The following is a 15,048-nucleotide window of genomic DNA, read 5'->3' as shown; positions in this document are numbered from 1 at the left end:
TCCCGCCCCGTGGCGTCCTGCGGCTGCGGCGTGCTCGGGCCGGTCAGCGCTCGGAGATCTGCTGGGCCCTCAGCAGGTCGCGGATCTCGGTGAGGAGCGCGACGTCCTCGGCGACGGGATCCTCGTCGGCCTCGGGAAGGCCGCGGCGCTTGCGGTCGAAGGCGCGGGCCTTGGCGATCGGCAGCACGAAGATGAAGTAGACGACGGCCGCGGTGATGAGGAAGGCGATGATGGCGGAGATGATCGCGGCGACGTCGACGGTGGTGGACTCCTTGCCGTCGATGATCTCGTACGCGAGACCGGTGACGTTGGTGCCTCCGGCGACGTTGATGACGGGCTGGATGAGATGGTCCACGAACGCCTTGATGAGCGCGGTGAAGGCGCTGCCGATGACGACGCCGACGGCGAGGTCGATGACGTTGCCCTGCATGATGAAGTTCTTGAAGCCCTTCACGGGAATCCTTGTCTGAGGAGGAATGGTTCTTCGGGGAGATTAGCCGAAGATCGTCACGCTGACCCATCCCTCGCGCATGGCCTGGGCCACGAGCGGGACGTCCTGCGGGGCGAGGACCACCACGAGCGGGACCACCTGCGCCCCTGCGGCGGGCAGCGAGGCCCTCCCGCCCGCCGCCGCAGGGTCGGACGGGGCCTCCAGGACCTGGGCGGTGACGGTGCGGGGGGTGCCCGGATCGCTCCCGGACAGGACGATGCGCAGCGAGGTGCCCGTCCCGACGTGCGGGGCGAGGGCCGCGTTCAGGGGCACCACCATGCGGGACCGGCCGTCCACGGCGACCGTCTCCTCCGCCGAGGCGAGGTGGCCGGGGAGCACCGGGGTGCTCGCGACGATCTCGTGCCGCACGACGCGGCCCGTCGCCTGGGCAGGATCCTGCAGGGCGCCCTCGGGGACCAGCGGGCCGGCCACGCGCTCGCGGCGCAGATCCTCGGCGGCGATCACGCTGCCGGCCGGCAGGGAGCGGGCGGCGACCAGCACCTCGACGCCTCGCGCCGACGGCGGCAGCATCCCGGGCAGCACGGCGACGAGCGCCGCCGCGAGGGCGAGCAGCGTCAGCAGGCGGCGACGCCGGCGCAGGGCACGGCGCCAGTGCGGGACGGCGGCGCGGAATCTCTCGAGCATGCCCCGACGCTAGGCGCGTCCGCCGAGGGGCGGTGGGGCCGGGGCGCCGCGGTGGAGAACCGGCCCCTGGGGAGGAGCAGCGCCGGGCGCACGCCCTCCCCGGGGTGGTGCGGGGCGCGTCGGGGGATCGGCGGCGTCGAGCGGATCAGGCGCCGGCGGCCGCGGCGGGAGCCGCGGTGCTGCTGGAGGATGCGGAGGAGGTCGAGGACTCGGCCGCGGGAGCGGAGACCTTCCCGGAGGCGTCGGCGGCAGAGGACGAGGAGGTGCTCGTCGCGCTCGAGGCCGTCGAGTCGGTCGAGTAGAAGCCCGAGCCCTTGAAGACGATGCCGACGCTGTTGAACACCTTGCGCAGGGCGTCCTGGTGGCACTCGGGGCAGGTCAGCAGGGAGTCCTCGCTGAAGCTCTGGTACTTCTCGAACTGGTTGCCGCAGCTCTTGCAGGCATACACATACGTGGGCACGGTTCCTCCGGGGCTCGTTCAGGCGGTGCTGCCGCTCCGGGCGGCTCAGGCACCGCCGTCGATCATATCGCCGAGGGCGGGGTGGGCGCGAAGGGGGCGCAGTCCCTGGGCGGTGAGCACGGCGTGCACCGGGACGTCCAGCGGGGTCGTGGGGACGGCCCCGGGCGGGAGCACCTCCTGCGGGTGGACGACCGCGACGACCAGCACGTCGGCGCCGGCGCGGGCGAGGGCCCGGTCGTAGTAGCCGGCGCCGTGGCCGATCCGCGACCCGGTGACGTCCACGGCCACCGCCGGGGCGAGCACGAGCAGCGCCTCGGCGAGGGCGTCGGCCCCCAGCCGGGGCCCCTCGGGCTCCGCGCCGAAGCCCGACGCGGCCGAGGGGAGGACCTGCGCGCGGCCGTCCCATCGGACCCAGTCCAGGTCGCCGGGCCGGTCCGGGCCCGGCGGGGAGACCGGCAGCACGACCTCCGCCCCGGCTTCCGCGAGCTGCTGCACCAGCGGCAGCGGATCGGCCTCGGCAGGCATCGGGTGGTAGGCCGCGATGCGGGGCGCGCGGCCCGTGCGCGCCGCGGCGCGCACCAGCTCCACCAGCGGCGCGCCGTGGCGCAGGATGTCCTGGGCCTCCCGTGCACGCTCCGCCGCGGCGTCCGGCCGATCGGCGGCGCGGCGCCGGGCGGTGCGGATGCGGCGGCGCACGGCCGCTTTGAGATCCCTGCGCAGCGAGTCCATGCTCACAGCGTGCCACGGCGGCCGTACGATGTCCCGATGCCGCACGTCTGGCCCCTCGATCTGCGCGACGGAGATCTGCGCCTGCGACCGCTGCGCCGTCGGGACCGCCGCGAGTACCTGGCCCTGCGCGAGCGCAACCGCGACTGGCTCGCGCCCTGGGACGCGACCGATCCCGCCCACCCGCACCTGCGCCCGCCGTTCTCGGCCCTGGTGCGCTGGAACCGGAGGCAGGGCCGCAGCGGCACGGCGCTGAACCTGGTGATCGTGGTGGACGGGGCCCTGGCCGGCCAGGTCTCGCTGGGGCCGATCCTGCACGGGGCGCAGTCCACCGCGACGCTCGGGTACTGGGTGGACTCGGCCCGGGCGGGCCAGGGCATCGCCCCGCGGGCGGCGGCCCTGATGATCGACCATTGCTTCGCCGAGCTCGGGCTGCATCGCGTCGATGTCGCCATCCGCCCCGAGAATTCCGCCAGCCGCCGCGTGGCGGAGAAGCTCCACATGCGCGAAGAAGGCCTCCATCGCGGGCTCATCCACGTCGACGGGGCCTGGCGCGACCATGTCTCCTACGCCCTGACCGCGGAGGAGATCCCGGGGCATCTGCGGGACGCATCGGGCCGCGGAGTCCTCGAACGGCTGCGCCGGGAACGGTAGAGAGAACATTCACCGCGTCGTGGGCGCGTCGTGAGCTGTTGAAACACAGCGGCGTCATTAGTCTTGGCTCGTGGAATCGATCAATCTCGGGGCTGTCCTGTTCGCCCTCCTCATCGTGCTGTGGCTCGCCCATGTCGTGCCGCGCACCGCGCAGCGGCGCGCGGAGATGGGCCAGGCGATCACGGCGCGCAGCCACCGGGAGTCGAACCCTGCCGCGAGGGATCTCTCCGATGCCGCGCGCGTCCAGCGGAAGACTCTGGAGGAGACCTCGACCATGACCCAGCCCCGCCCCCTGCTCCGCCCGGCCGATCCCACGCGCCGCCCGCGCTTCGAGGACGAGCCCGGCTCCCGCATCGACACCCGGGCCGAGGTGGACCGCCACCGCAGCGCCCTGCGGGGTGCGCTCGTGGTGCTGGCGCTGCTCACCGCGGGCGTCGTCGCGCTGTTCGTGCTGCATGTCGTGCCGTGGTGGGCGATCGCCCTCGCCGGTGCGGTCGACGTCCTCTACATCACCGGTCTGCGCCGCGCCGAGCTGCGCCGCCGGGCCCGCCGTGCCGCCGCGGCCCGGCGCATCGCCGCGAGCGCCCGGGCGGTGCCCACGGCGCCGAGCGCCGCGCCCACGCCCGCGCTGGAGGCTCCGCAGGCCCCCGCCGCTCCGCGGGAGATCGAGAAGACCTCCGAGGAGGAGGCCGAGGTCGACGCACGCATCGAGAGCGCCGCCCGCACGGTCACCCGGGCGGGGGAGTGGACGCCGCGCCCGGTGCCCCGGCCCACCTACGCCCTGCGGGGCGACGTCCAGGACCTCGCCACGCGTCACGCCGTGCACCGCGACTCGGTGATCGGCCGGCCGGTGCCGCTGGAGACCGAGGCGTCCGCCGGCGACGAGGCCCTCACCGAGGACCCTGCCCCGGCGCGCACCGCGCTGGACCTGCGCCTGGACGAGATCCTCGAGCGCCGGCGCGCCTGAGCGGCCCGCCGTGCGGTCCCGCGCCCTGGACGCGTCCCCGGCCCGCCCCTCGCGGCGCCGGGGCCTTCGGCGGCTCCTGGGCGCCGCCGGCGTGATCGCCCTGGCCCTCGGTGCGGCCGCCTGCGCCGGGCCCCGCGGGACCGCGGGCGATGCCGGGCACAGCACCCTGACGGTGTTCGCCGCCGCCAGCCTCACCGACGTGTTCGAGCAGGTCAACGCCGACTTCGAGGCGGACCATCCCGGGGTGCGCGTCGTCATGACCAACGCCGGCTCCTCCGATCTGGTCACCCAGATCGACCAGGGCGCCCCGGCGGACGTCCTCGCCACCGCCGACGAGCGGACGATGGCCCGGGCCCAGGAGCTCGGCCTGACCGCGGAGGATCCCCGGCCCTTCGCGACCAACACGCTCACCATCGCCGTGGCGCCCGGGAACCCGCGCGGCATCACCTCGCTCGCGGACCTCACGGACCCCGATCTCGCCGTGGTGCGCTGCGCCGCCCCGGTGCCCTGCGGGGCCGTCGCCGACGAGGTCCTCGCCGACGCCGGCATCCCCCTGGTCGCCGTGAGCGAGGAGAACTCCGTGACCGACGTGCTGGGCAAGGTGACCTCCGGCCAGGCCGATGCCGGGCTCGTCTACGCCACCGATGTCGCGCGCTCGGGCGGGGCGGCGGAGGCCGTGACGATCCCCGGCGCCGCCGCGCACGCCACCGTCTACCCGATCGCCGTGACCGACCGGGCCGAGGATCCGGAGCTCGCCGCCGCGTACCGGGAGGCTGTGCTCGGCCCGGAGGGACGCGCGGCGCTCGGCGACGCCGGGTTCGGCCCGCCGTGAGCGCCCGCACCGCCCCGCCGCTGCCGCTGGGCGTGGGCGCCCTCGGCGTGATCGCGGCCGCGAGCATCGTGCTGCCGCTGGCGGCGATCGTGCTGCAGGTGCCGTGGGAGGGCGCGACCGGGCTGCTGTTCTCCCCGGCATCGCTGCAGGCGCTGCGGCTGTCGCTGCTCACGGCCGCCTGCGCCGCCGCGGTCTGCCTCGGGCTGGGGCTGCCGCTGGCGCTGCTGCTCGCCCGCACCCGCTTCCCCGGCCGGGAGGTGCTGCGCGCGATGGTCCTGGTGCCCCTCGTGCTGCCGCCGGTGGTCTCCGGGATCGCGCTGCTGATGACCGTGGGCCGGCGCGGCCTGCTGGGACCGCTGCTCGAGCAGGCCGATGCCCGCATCGTCTTCACCACCGCCGCCGTGGTCATCGCCCAGGTCTTCGTGTCCCTGCCGTTCACCGTGCTGACCCTGGAGAGCGCCCTGGTCAGCGCCGGCACCGTGCCCGAGCAGGTCGCCGCCTCGCTGGGCGCGCGACCGTCGACGGTGCTCGCACGGATCACGTTGCCGCGCCTGGCGCCGGCGATCGTCACCGGTACGGTGCTCGCCTTCGCGCGCTCCCTCGGCGAGTTCGGGGCGACCCTGACCTTCGCCGGCTCCATGCCCGGGGTGACCCGCACCCTGCCGCTGGAGATCTACCTGGCCCGCGAATCCGATCCCGATTCCGCGGCGGTGCTCTCGCTGCTGCTGGTGCTCGTGGCGATCCTCGTGGTGCTCCTGGCCTACGCCCGCCGCGGCGCCCCGGGACGGACGCAGGAGGAGGCCCGATGACCGCAGCAGCCGCAGCGGCAGCAGGGGCGGGCGGCACCGGGCCCGCCGGGCCCGCGGACGCGGTGCCTCCGGGGCGGGCGGCACGCCTCGACGTCCAGGTCCGGGTGCCCACCCGCGACGTGCACCTGGCCGTGGCGCCGCGCCCGGGGCGCATCACCGCGGTCATCGGCCCCAACGGGGCGGGGAAGTCCACGCTGCTGGGCGCCATCAGCGGGGCCGTCCCCGCCCGCGGCAGCGTCGCCGTCGAAGGGCGGGAGATCCTGGCGCTGCCCGCCCACCGCCGCGGGGTGTCCCATCTGCGGCAGGATCCGGTGCTGTTCGAGCATCTCAGCGTGCTGGAGAACGTGGCCTTCGGACCCCGGGCCGCCGGTCGCGGCCGGTCCGCGGCGCATCGCCGAGCGCGCGCCCTGTTGGAGGAGGTCGGAGCTGCCGAGCTCGCCCCGCGCCGTCCCCGGGAGATCTCCGGCGGGCAGGCGCAGCGGGTCGCGATCGCGCGGGCCCTGGCCTCGGACCCGTCCCTGGTGCTGCTGGACGAGCCCTTCGCCGCCCTGGACGCGGAGGCCTCGACCCATCTGCGGGCCCTGTGCGCCCGGATGCTGCAGGGCCGGACGGTGCTGCTGGTCACCCATGACCTGCTGGACGTCCTCGTGCTCGCCGATGACGTGCTCGTCCTCGAGGGCGGGCGGATCGCCCAGGCAGGGGAGCGCTCCGCGGTGCTCGCCCGGCCCCGCACCGGCTATGCGGCGCACCTGCTGGGCAAGGAGCTGCTGCCCGGCACGGTCGAGGAGGTGGCCGGCGATCGGGCGGTGCTGCGCACCCGCGACCATGGACGCCTCGTGGCCGGCAGCGCCGAGGCGGGGCTTCGGGCCGGAGGGGAGGCGCTCGTGCTGCTGGACCCGGCGGCCGTCCGCCTGGAGCATCGCGGCGAGGCGGGGGCCGTCCCCGCCGATCCCGCTCCCCGGCGCGACGCCCCGACCGGTGCCGACGTCGCGACGACCCATGACGTGGTGATCGAGTCCCTGGACCGCGTGGGGGCGGGCATCATCGTGCGCGGCGGAGGTCTCGCCGCGCAGATCGCCCCGGAGCGGGCGATCGCCGAGCGGCTCGGCATCGGGTCCACGGTGAGGATGATCCTCGATCCTGTGCGATCGGCGATCTACCCTGGTGGGGATGAACGCGACCCCGCTCCCAGCCCTCGTCCGCACCCCGACCGAGCTCCTCGAGGCCGCGACCGCCGCGGCGCATGAGGCCGCGGAGTACATCCGCGGCATCGACCGCACGAGCATCTCCCGCGAGTACAAGACCTCCAGCCACGACATCGTCACCCTCCACGACAAGGCCTGCGAGGACATCATCGTCGCCGCGCTCCACCGTGCCGTGCCCGAGGCGCGGATCGTGGGGGAGGAGGGCGGCGTGCGCGAGTCCGACAGCCCCGTCACCTTCTTCGTCGACCCCATCGACGGCACCAGCAACTTCGCGGCCGGGCTGCCGCTGTTCTGCATCTCCATCGGCGCGGCGATCGGCGACGAGATCGTCGCCGGCGTCGTGGACGCCCCGATCCTCGGCCAGGTCTTCACCGCGGCCGACGGGCCGGCGATGCTCAACGGCCAGGAGCTGACCCCGCGCCCCACGCGGGCCGCGGCCGACGCCCTCGTGGTCAGCGGCTTCCCCGGCCAGCATGTGCTGGTCGAGCAGGAGGAGCTCTCGCTCACCGCGACGCGGCGCCTGCACGCCGAGGTCTCGGCGGTGCGTCATCTGGGCTCCGCCGCGCTCGAGCTCGCCTACGTGGCCGCCGGCTTCGCCGACGCGACGGGGCTGGGCCGGATCAACGCCTGGGACGTGGCAGCCGGCTTCCACCTGGTGCGCCGCGCCGGCGGGAGCATCCGCACCTGGCCCGGCCGCGGCCCTGCGGACGCCCCCGACCACGAGCGGCCCGCCTACGTGGCGTGCACCGGGACCGGCCGCCTGGACGTCTTCGACGAGCTCATGGACCAGCTGCAGGAGGTCCGCACCGGCACGGCCTGAGGCCGCCCCGCCGCGGTGTGATCCTCGTCAAGAGCGGGCCCGACGGTCCCGAGCAGGGTGCCCACCGGTGCTAATCTGTTCGGGTACCTGGGGCTATGGCGCAGTTGGTAGCGCGTCTCGTTCGCAATGAGAAGGTCGGGGGTTCGAATCCCCCTAGCTCCACCAGTGGGACTGTCCGGGCATCGATCACCGATGGCTCGGGACATCCTTCATGAAGCAGGGCCCCGGTTTCCTCCGGGGCCCTGCTTCATTGCATGACAGCTTCGGGTGCGGTCGAGGGGGCACGCGGCCAGGCTGCCGCTGCTGACGAGATCGGCGACGAGGACCTCGTCGCGGCCGATCAGATGATCGACAGGACGGCGCCTCCGCTGCCGGCGACCCCGTGGCGGGGCTCGGCGACCGCCACGTCGATCCGGAAGCTCGTGAACGCCTGCCCCAGCTCGCGTTCCGCCTGCGGCACGATGACATCCATCAGCTCGGCGACGGTCGCGGTGAACGCCGACTCGGAGCGGACCGCCACCCGGGCGACGAACTCCGGGCCGTCCGCGAGCCGGGCGATCAGCAGCTCTCCGTCGCACACCCCGGGCAGCGCCCGCACCGCCGCCTGGCAGCGGTGTCGCACCTGGCTGATGAATTCCTCGCACAGCGGGATGAGGGCGTCCTGCGAGGCGGGGGAGACGTGGGTGTCCGGTGCGACCTCGATGGTGGTCATGGCGTCCTCGCGGCTGGAGGGCCGACACGCGGCCCGGTCTAGGTAGAAACTCTAACTGTTAGCCAGCCTATCGATATTGTCGGCGCCCGTCAATCGGACCCCTCGCGGCACCTCGGTCGCGACAGGCGAGGACTGTCGCCGCTCGGCGGCTCCCGACTCCGCTGAGCGGCTCCCGTCGCCCGTCGGGCGAGACCCGTGGCCCACGGGCCGTTCGTACTGCGCGCCGTCGGGGAGGTCCCGTCAGGCGGGCTGGACGCTCACCTCCTCCTCCCGGGGCTCGCCGGTCGCGCTGGTCGGCGCAGAGGCGGGCGAGGCCCGACCAGTGCCGCGGGATCGCACGGCCAGCAGGGCGCAGGCGATCACGGCCAGGCCGCCGGCCGCCGTCGCGACGGTGAGGGGCTCGCCCAGCAGCAGCGCCGCCCAGCCGATGCTCATCACCGGCTGTGCCAGCTGGATCTGGCTGACCTGCGTGATCGGGCCGATGGCGAGGCCGCGGTACCAGGCGAAGAACCCCAGGAACATGCTGACCACCGCGAGATAGGCGAACCCTGCCCACTGCACGCCGGAGGCGTGGGGCAGGCCCTGGCCCATCGAGGCGACGGCGAGGACGGTCATGGCCGGCAGCGACAGCACGAGCGCCCAGGCCACCGTCTGCCACGCCCCGAGCTCCCGCGCCAGCAGCCCGCCCTCCGCGTAGCCGATTCCTGCAGCGATCACCGCGCCGAACAGGAGCAGGTCCTCGCGGTGCAGTCCGCCGAAGCCGCCGCCCTGCACCTGGGCGAAGGCGCCGGCGGCCACGGCGCCGAGCGCCGCGGCCGCCCAGAACGCCGGGCGGGTCCGCTCGCGGGTGCGCAGGACCGCCACCACCGCGGTCGCGGCCGGGAGCAGGGCGATCACCACCGCGCCGTGCGCCGCCGGGACGGTCCGCAGGGCGAAGGAGGTCAGCAGCGGGAAGCCGGCCACGATGCCTCCGGCGACGATCGCCAGGCGCAGCCATTGGCGCCCCTGCGGGCGCCGCGGGCGGGTCAGCAGCAGGGCGGCCACGGCGAGCGTGCCGGCGACCACGGCGCGCCCCGCCCCCACGAAGACGGGGGACATGGCCCCGCCGTCCACGACGATGCGGGTCAGCGGGACGGTGAGGGAGAAGGCGGCGACGCCCAGCAGCCCCCATCCGAGCCCGGAGGATCGGGATAGCGGGATCGCCCCAGAAGTAGTAGCGCTACTCTCTTTATTCATGCACCACGATAGCAGTGAGTCCTGGACATCGCGGCTCCGTCGGGGGCGGAGACACGTGCCGCACGACCAGGGCCCGGGCGCGGCGCATCGCGCGGGTCAGCGCATCTGCCGAACCCTCTCGCGGGTCAGCGCATCTGCCGGACCATCGCGCGGCCGATGATCTCGGTCCCCTCGGGGAAGCGCGCGGGATCGGGGCCGGCATAGTTCAGGCGGACGTACGGCCCGGAGGGATCGGAGGGGAACCACTCCGTCCCGGCGGCGATGAGCACGCCCTCCTGCTCGCAGTCCCGCTCCAGCTGATCCGCGTCGACCTCGTCCGGCAGGCGCACCCACAGGTTCAGCCCGCCGCGCGGCAGGCGCTCGATCCTCGCGGCGGGCATGTGCTCGGCCACGCTGCGCGCCAGCAGGTCCCGGCGCTCGCGCAGCTGGTCGCGCAGGCGGCGCAGATGGGCGCGCCAGGACGGGTCCAGGACGACCTCGGTGGCGGCGGCCTGCAGCACGGGGCTGACGTACATCGACTCGGCCGCGAGATCGGCCAGCAGCCGGTCGCGCACGGGGCCGCGCGCGATCACCGCGCCCACGCGCACCGCGGGGGAGACGCTCTTGGTCAGCGAGCGGACGTGGATGACATGCCCGGCGTCGTCGAAGGCCGCCAGCGGCGCCGGCGCCTCGTCGATGCCGAAGTCCCGCGCCCAGTCGTCCTCGACCAGGAAGGCGCCGTGCTCGCGCACCACCGACAGCACCTGGTCGCGGCGGGCCGGGGACCAGCTGGCCCCGCTGGGGTTCGCGAAGGTCGGCTGGGCATAGAACAGGCGCGCTCCCGTCCGCGCGAGGGTCCGCCCGAGATCCTCCGGCACCGGCCCCTCGGCGTCGCTCTCGACCGGCACCACCCGCACTCCGGCCTGCGCGGCCGCGAGGAGCGCGCCCCAGTAGGTGGGGGACTGGGCGACCACCGGGCTGCCGGTCGTCGCCAGGGCCCGGAAGATCGAGCTCAGGCCGCTCTGGGTCCCGGGCACCACCAGCACGTCGCGGGCGGCGACCGGGGTGATCCCCGGGGGCGTCGCCGCGGCGAGCTCGGCTGCGAACCAGGACTGCAGCGCCGGCAGGCCCGTCGCCGGCCCGCGGGTCAGCGCGCCGTGCCCGCGGGCCGCCCGGGTCAGCGCCGCCCGCACCAGCCGCTCCGGCAGCAGCTCGCGGGCCGGGTACCCCGAATGCAGGCCGATGGCGTCGGTCGCCGCATCGCGCAGCGGCGTCGACAGCAGCGGAACCCGCCCGCCGGCCGAGCGCAGGGCGCCGGTCTGCCAGCCGAAGTCCGAGGGGCGGTGCGTGCGCGCGCCGAGCACGAAGCTCCCCGCACCGGGGCGGCTCTCCACCAGGCCCAGGCCCACCAGCGTCCGCATCGCCCGCTGCACCGTCACCGGGCTCGCCCCGTAGCGGGCCGCGAGCTCGCGGCTGGAGGGCATCCGCGCACCGGCCGGGGCCGCGGCGATCCACGGCTGCAGGTCCTGGACGATGCGGTCGGCGCTGCTCGTGCTCATGCACCGACGATAGCGGTTCTCCGCGGACCTTCGGCTCAGGACTCGGAGCCCGGGGCCTGCGGCTCAGCCGCGCGGCCGGGCGACCCGTCCCTCGTCCCAGATGGGCTCGTCGCTCTCGCGGACCTCGCCATCGGCCCCGAACACCCAGAAGCGGTCGAAGTCCCGGGCGAACCACCGGTCGTGCGTGACGGCCAGGACCGTCCCCTCGAACAGCGCCAGCGCATCCTGCAGCGCCTCGGCGGAGACCAGGTCGAGGTTGTCGGTGGGCTCGTCCAGCAGCAGCATGGTCGCCCCGCCCAGCTCCAGCAGCAGGATCTGGAAGCGCGCCTGCTGCCCGCCGGAGAGCGAGCCGAACATCTGCTCCGCCGCCCGGGCCAGGTCGTAACGGGCCAGCACCCGCGAGGCGTCCTCCCGCGGCATGCCCGCCCGATGCTCGTCGCCGCGGTGGAGGATCTCCAGCAGCGTGCGGCCGTGCAGCTCGGGCCGGCCCTGGTTCTGCGCGAACCATCCGGGGCGCACCCGCGCGCCCAGCCGCGCCGTGCCGGTGTGCGGAACCGGGGCGATCTCGACCTCGCCGACGGGCGCGTGCTCGGGCTCCGGATCGGAGCCGCCGGCGGCGAGCAGCCGCAGGAAGTGCGACTTCCCCGAGCCGTTGGATCCGAGCACCGCCACGCGGTCCCCGAACCGCGCCTCGAGGTCGACGGGGTGCATCAGCCCGGTCAGCTCGAGCCCGGTGCAGACCAGGGCGCGCTTGCCGGTGCGGCCGCCGGGCAGACGCATCCGCACGTTCTGCTCGTGGGGCTGCTCCTCGGGCGGACCGATCTCCTCGAAGCGGGCCAGGCGGGTCTGCGCGGCCCGGTAGCGGGAGGCCATGTCCGAGTTGTAGGCCGCCTTCTGCTTGTACATCTGGACCAGGGCCCGCAGCTTGGCGTGCTCCTCGTCCCATCGGCGGCGCAGTTCGTCCAGGCGTGCGAAGCGCTGCGCGCGGGCGGCGTGATACGAGGCGAAGCTGCCGGGGTGCGTCCAGGCGGTGCTGCCGGCCGCCCCCAGCTCGAGCGTGACGACCGCGGTCGCCGTCCGGGCCAGCAGCTCGCGGTCGTGGCTGACGAACAGCACCCCCTTGTCGGTGGCGCGCAGCTGCTCCTCGAGCCAGCGCTTGCCCGGGACGTCCAGGGAGTTGTCCGGCTCGTCCAGGATCAGCAGCTCGTCGGGGCCGCGCAGCAGCGCCTCCAGGGCCAGGCGCTTCTGCTCCCCGCCCGAGAGCGTGGTCAGGGGGCGGTCCCCGCAGCGGTCCAGGGGGATGCCGAGGGCGGCGATCGTGCAGGTGTCCCACAGGACCTCCGCCTCGTATCCGCCGGCGTCTCCCCACGCGGCCACGGCCGCGGCGAAGGCCATCTGGGAGCGTTCGGTGCCCGCGGCCTCCATCTCCGCCTCGCGCCGCTCCAGCTCCGCGCCCGCGGCCTGCAGCGGGGCCGGGGCGACCGAGAGCAGCAGCTCGCGCACGGTGCCGCCGCGGACGAACTGGCGCATCACCCCGAGAGTGCCGGCACGGGTGATCGCCCCGGAGCTCGCGGCGACCTCGTCGAGGATGATCCGCAGCAGGGTCGTCTTCCCGGCGCCGTTCGCGCCGATCAGGGCGACGCGCTCACCCTGGCCCACCCGCAGCGAGACGTCGCTGAGCAGCGGGCGCCCGTCGGGCAGGGCATAGCCGATGGCGGAGACGTCGAGGTGGGGCATGCCTGCACGGTATGGACGCCGCGGGCGCGGCGGCAAGGGAATTAGGCGTCCGCGCCGGGCCGTGCGCGCCGGGCCGCGCCCTGCTACCCGGGGGCCGGGGGTCCCTGCCCGGCACCGGGAACCGTGGAAGACTGCGAGCAGACCCCGCCGCCAGGAGGAGCCCCCATGAGCCGTTTCTTCGACAGCCCCCTCGACCTGAGGGTGGCCGGCGGGCCGATCCGGGTCCACCGCGGCGGGGACCCGGAGGCACCGGCCCTGGTGCTGCTGCACGGCGCGATGCTCGACACCGGCCGCGGCGTGTGGCGGGAGGTCGCCCCGGCGCTCGCCGAGGACCACCACGTCCACGTGGTCGACCTGCCGCGCCACGGCGCCTCCCGCCCCTGGCGCGGCGTGCTGGACGACGACGCCCTGCGGCCGATCCTGCTCGAGCTGCTGGACCGGCTCGACCTCCCGAAGGCGGCGCTGATCGGCCTGTCCATGGGCGGCGGGCTGGCCACCGGGATCGCCCTGCGCCATCCCGAGCGGGTCGAGGCGCTGGTGGCCGTCGGCCCCGGCGGCATCGGCGCGCGGCGCCCCGCCCAGCTGCTCACCTGGGCGATGCTGCGCACCCCGGGGCTGCTGCGCGCCTCGACCCTGCTGCTGGCGCGCTCCCCGGGGATGATCCGCCGCTCCCTGGCCGGGCAGCTGGTCGCCGGCGAGGACACGCCCGGCTTCGAGGAGATCCTGCACCGGGTCATCGACGAGGCCCGCGCCAAGCAGGCCCATCACGAGCGCGTGCTGGACGACTGGCAGATCCACGCCTACGGGCCGCGGTCCATGCGCCTGGACCTGCTGCCGCAGCTGCCGCGGCTGCAGGTGCCGACGCTGTGGATGCGCGGCGACCGGGACACCCTGGTGGCGCCCGAGGAGGTGGCCGCGGCCGCAGCGGCCGCCCCCGGCTCGCAGCTGGTCACGATCCCCGACGCCGGGCACATCGTCACCTACGACCAGCCCGACGCCTTCCTCGCGGCGACCCGTGCCTTCCTCACCGAGGCTCGATCCGACAGGGAGCCGGCATGAGCGCGACCTGCCAGGTCCTGGAGGACCCCACCCGCCGGGCCCTGGACGGGGACCGGCCCCGCCCGGTGCGCATCCACCGCTGGCAGGCGGATCGCGCCGCGGCGCCGCTGGTGCTGCTCTCCCACGGCACGGGCGGCGCGGCGGAGGATCTGGCCTGGTGGGCCGAGGCGCTGCGCACGGAGGGATTCGACGTCCTCGCCCCGGACCACCACGGCAACACGCACGTCGAGCCGTACCGCGCCGAAGGCTTCGCCTGGTGGTGGGAGCGGCCGACGGACCTGAGCTTCGCCCTGGACCGGGTGCCCGCCCGGGGGCCCGTCGGCGCGGCGGGATTCTCCCTCGGCGGGTACTCGGCGGCGGCCCTGTGCGGCGCCCGGGTGGGGGCCGATGCCTACCGCGCGCTGCTGCGCAGCGCCGAGGACCTGCCGTCCCCGCCGGAGTACCCGGGGCTGCGGGAGGAGCTGAGGTCCCGCTACGGCGCGGAGGCGGCGCAGGCCTGGGCGTCGCGCGCCGCCGAGGATCTGCGCGACCCGAGGGTGCGCGCCGGATTCCTGCTGTGCCCGGCGCTGGGGCCGGCCATCGACCCGGCGAGCCTCGCCGCGATCGACGTCCCGGTGGCGGTGCGCTGGACCCGGGCGGATACCGAGACCCCGCCGGAGACCCACGGCGAGCTCTACACCCGGGGGATCCCCGGCGCCGACGGTGCGGCCGTCGGCGGGCCCGAGACGGGGCACTATGGCTTCGTGATCCCCGATCAGGTCGATGAGCAGGCGCGCGGGGAGGCCATCGAGGCGTCCGCCCGCTTCTTCCGCAGCACGCTCGGCTGATCGGCAGCCGGCGCCTCGCGCCGCCCGGCTGCCGATCCGTCCGGCTGCCGATCGGCCTCCGCCCGTCAGGACGCGGCGCGATGCTCCTGGTGATCGTCGCGCAGGTCCGTGCTCGCCGAGAGCGGGCGGGCCAGGGCGGCGCGGGTGAGGATCGGGCGGCTCTCCGTCTCCGCGAGCAGCTCGAGATGGTGACGGAGGAACTCGTCGCGCGAGAGTCCGCGGGCCATCGCCGTCCGTTCGAGGGCGCGGATGGTCTCGGGCTCGACGTCCGTGATGATCAGGTCCGACATGATGCACCTCCTGATCCATGATCCCGCGTCGGGCCGGGACA

The 15,048-nt window shown here is 75.2% G+C and carries 17 protein-coding genes and 1 tRNA gene; 9 read left to right on the top strand and 9 right to left on the bottom strand.

Features of this window, described 5'->3' with window-relative positions:
* Window positions 1-43: 43 nt before the first annotated feature.
* From mscL to BF93_RS13095, 4 genes are all read right to left on the bottom strand, one after another.
* The gene (gene mscL / locus BF93_RS13110; RefSeq protein WP_084148542.1) at window positions 44-454 is read right to left on the bottom strand and encodes a large conductance mechanosensitive channel protein MscL; all 411 of its coding nucleotides are present in this window, start codon (window positions 452-454) and stop codon (window positions 44-46) included.
* A 39-nt stretch (window positions 455-493) separates the two neighbouring features.
* Window positions 494-1,135: an SAF domain-containing protein gene (locus BF93_RS19085; RefSeq protein WP_051486937.1), complete on the bottom strand. Its 642-nt coding sequence runs from the start codon at window positions 1,133-1,135 to the stop codon at window positions 494-496.
* A gap of 145 nt (window positions 1,136-1,280) precedes the next feature.
* The gene (locus BF93_RS13100; RefSeq protein ID WP_038373221.1) at window positions 1,281-1,595 is read right to left on the bottom strand and encodes an FmdB family zinc ribbon protein; all 315 of its coding nucleotides are present in this window, start codon (window positions 1,593-1,595) and stop codon (window positions 1,281-1,283) included.
* A 45-nt stretch (window positions 1,596-1,640) separates the two neighbouring features.
* Window positions 1,641-2,324: a 5-formyltetrahydrofolate cyclo-ligase gene (locus BF93_RS13095; protein ID WP_038373219.1), complete on the bottom strand. Its 684-nt coding sequence runs from the start codon at window positions 2,322-2,324 to the stop codon at window positions 1,641-1,643.
* Between the two features lie 36 nt (window positions 2,325-2,360).
* Here BF93_RS13095 and BF93_RS13090 point away from each other — a divergent pair, with 36 nt between their 5' ends.
* The 7 genes from BF93_RS13090 (at window position 2,361) to BF93_RS13060 (ending at window position 7,773) form a co-directional block, all read left to right on the top strand.
* Complete coding sequence (locus BF93_RS13090; protein ID WP_038373218.1) at window positions 2,361-2,975, top strand: GNAT family N-acetyltransferase; 615 nt, start codon at window positions 2,361-2,363, stop codon at window positions 2,973-2,975.
* Window positions 2,976-3,045: 70 nt separating this feature from the next.
* Window positions 3,046-3,942 carry a hypothetical protein gene (locus BF93_RS13085; RefSeq protein WP_038373217.1) on the top strand — a complete coding sequence of 299 codons (897 nt, stop codon included), beginning with the start codon at window positions 3,046-3,048 and terminating at the stop codon, window positions 3,940-3,942.
* A 10-nt stretch (window positions 3,943-3,952) separates the two neighbouring features.
* Window positions 3,953-4,774, top strand: a complete 822-nt coding sequence (modA, locus tag BF93_RS13080) for a molybdate ABC transporter substrate-binding protein (RefSeq protein ID WP_232226416.1) — start codon at window positions 3,953-3,955, stop codon at window positions 4,772-4,774.
* Window positions 4,771-5,583, top strand: coding sequence for an ABC transporter permease (locus BF93_RS13075; RefSeq protein WP_038373215.1), 813 nt, complete (start codon window positions 4,771-4,773; stop codon window positions 5,581-5,583). The genes modA and BF93_RS13075 overlap by 4 nt, the downstream gene beginning before the upstream one ends.
* Complete coding sequence (locus BF93_RS13070) at window positions 5,580-6,830, top strand: ABC transporter ATP-binding protein (protein WP_051486936.1); 1,251 nt, start codon at window positions 5,580-5,582, stop codon at window positions 6,828-6,830. Before BF93_RS13075 ends, BF93_RS13070 begins: the two co-directional genes overlap by 4 nt.
* Complete coding sequence (locus BF93_RS13065; protein ID WP_038373309.1) at window positions 6,754-7,608, top strand: inositol monophosphatase family protein; 855 nt, start codon at window positions 6,754-6,756, stop codon at window positions 7,606-7,608. Before BF93_RS13070 ends, BF93_RS13065 begins: the two co-directional genes overlap by 77 nt.
* Window positions 7,609-7,697: 89 nt before the next feature.
* Window positions 7,698-7,773 (top strand) — tRNA-Ala (locus tag BF93_RS13060).
* Window positions 7,774-7,948: 175 nt separating this feature from the next.
* Here BF93_RS13060 and BF93_RS13055 read toward each other — a convergent pair.
* The 4 genes from BF93_RS13055 to BF93_RS13040 all read right to left on the bottom strand — a co-directional run bounded on the left by BF93_RS13055 (window position 7,949) and on the right by BF93_RS13040 (window position 12,831).
* Complete coding sequence (locus BF93_RS13055) at window positions 7,949-8,320, bottom strand: hypothetical protein (protein ID WP_038373214.1); 372 nt, start codon at window positions 8,318-8,320, stop codon at window positions 7,949-7,951.
* A gap of 240 nt (window positions 8,321-8,560) precedes the next feature.
* Window positions 8,561-9,556, bottom strand: coding sequence for a DMT family transporter (locus tag BF93_RS13050; protein ID WP_084148541.1), 996 nt, complete (start codon window positions 9,554-9,556; stop codon window positions 8,561-8,563).
* A 125-nt stretch (window positions 9,557-9,681) separates the two neighbouring features.
* Window positions 9,682-11,094, bottom strand: a complete 1,413-nt coding sequence (locus BF93_RS13045; protein WP_038373212.1) for an aminotransferase-like domain-containing protein — start codon at window positions 11,092-11,094, stop codon at window positions 9,682-9,684.
* Window positions 11,095-11,157: 63 nt separating this feature from the next.
* Entirely contained in the window at window positions 11,158-12,831 is a 1,674-nt protein-coding gene (locus BF93_RS13040; RefSeq protein WP_038373211.1) for an ABC-F family ATP-binding cassette domain-containing protein, read from the bottom strand.
* A gap of 165 nt (window positions 12,832-12,996) precedes the next feature.
* Here BF93_RS13040 and BF93_RS13035 point away from each other — a divergent pair, with 165 nt between their 5' ends.
* A complete protein-coding gene (locus BF93_RS13035; protein WP_051486935.1) occupies window positions 12,997-13,890 on the top strand; it encodes an alpha/beta fold hydrolase in 894 nt (297 codons plus the stop codon).
* Window positions 13,887-14,717: an alpha/beta hydrolase family protein gene (locus BF93_RS13030; protein WP_038373210.1), complete on the top strand. Its 831-nt coding sequence runs from the start codon at window positions 13,887-13,889 to the stop codon at window positions 14,715-14,717. Before BF93_RS13035 ends, BF93_RS13030 begins: the two co-directional genes overlap by 4 nt.
* Window positions 14,718-14,782: 65 nt before the next feature.
* On the opposite strand, the gene BF93_RS13025 is transcribed toward BF93_RS13030, so the two are convergent.
* The gene (locus BF93_RS13025; RefSeq protein ID WP_038373209.1) at window positions 14,783-15,007 is read right to left on the bottom strand and encodes a hypothetical protein; all 225 of its coding nucleotides are present in this window, start codon (window positions 15,005-15,007) and stop codon (window positions 14,783-14,785) included.
* Window positions 15,008-15,048: the final 41 nt, after the last annotated feature.

Source organism: Brachybacterium phenoliresistens (assembly GCF_000576425.1).
GTDB classification, from domain to species: domain Bacteria; phylum Actinomycetota; class Actinomycetes; order Actinomycetales; family Dermabacteraceae; genus Brachybacterium; species Brachybacterium phenoliresistens.
The sequence above is the reverse complement of the archived record's forward strand: the minus strand, read 5'-3'. Positions and strand labels throughout refer to the sequence as shown.

Bases quoted from the DNA above. Each gene is read 5' to 3' on its own strand.
- BF93_RS13035 (WP_051486935.1), top strand. From the start codon at position 12,997: ATGAGCCGTTTCTTCGACAGCCCCCTCGACCTGAGGGTGGCCGGCGGG.
- BF93_RS13025 (WP_038373209.1), bottom strand. From the start codon at position 15,007: ATGTCGGACCTGATCATCACGGACGTCGAGCCCGAGACCATCCGCGCC.
- BF93_RS19085 (WP_051486937.1), bottom strand. From the start codon at position 1,135: ATGCTCGAGAGATTCCGCGCCGCCGTCCCGCACTGGCGCCGTGCCCTG.
- BF93_RS13050 (WP_084148541.1), bottom strand. From the start codon at position 9,556: ATGAATAAAGAGAGTAGCGCTACTACTTCTGGGGCGATCCCGCTATCC.
- BF93_RS13090 (WP_038373218.1), top strand. From the start codon at position 2,361: ATGCCGCACGTCTGGCCCCTCGATCTGCGCGACGGAGATCTGCGCCTG.
- BF93_RS13095 (WP_038373219.1), bottom strand. From the start codon at position 2,324: ATGGACTCGCTGCGCAGGGATCTCAAAGCGGCCGTGCGCCGCCGCATC.
- BF93_RS13070 (WP_051486936.1), top strand. From the start codon at position 5,580: ATGACCGCAGCAGCCGCAGCGGCAGCAGGGGCGGGCGGCACCGGGCCC.
- BF93_RS13045 (WP_038373212.1), bottom strand. From the start codon at position 11,094: ATGAGCACGAGCAGCGCCGACCGCATCGTCCAGGACCTGCAGCCGTGG.
- BF93_RS13030 (WP_038373210.1), top strand. From the start codon at position 13,887: ATGAGCGCGACCTGCCAGGTCCTGGAGGACCCCACCCGCCGGGCCCTG.
- BF93_RS13065 (WP_038373309.1), top strand. From the start codon at position 6,754: ATGAACGCGACCCCGCTCCCAGCCCTCGTCCGCACCCCGACCGAGCTC.
- BF93_RS13040 (WP_038373211.1), bottom strand. From the start codon at position 12,831: ATGCCCCACCTCGACGTCTCCGCCATCGGCTATGCCCTGCCCGACGGG.
- BF93_RS13055 (WP_038373214.1), bottom strand. From the start codon at position 8,320: ATGACCACCATCGAGGTCGCACCGGACACCCACGTCTCCCCCGCCTCG.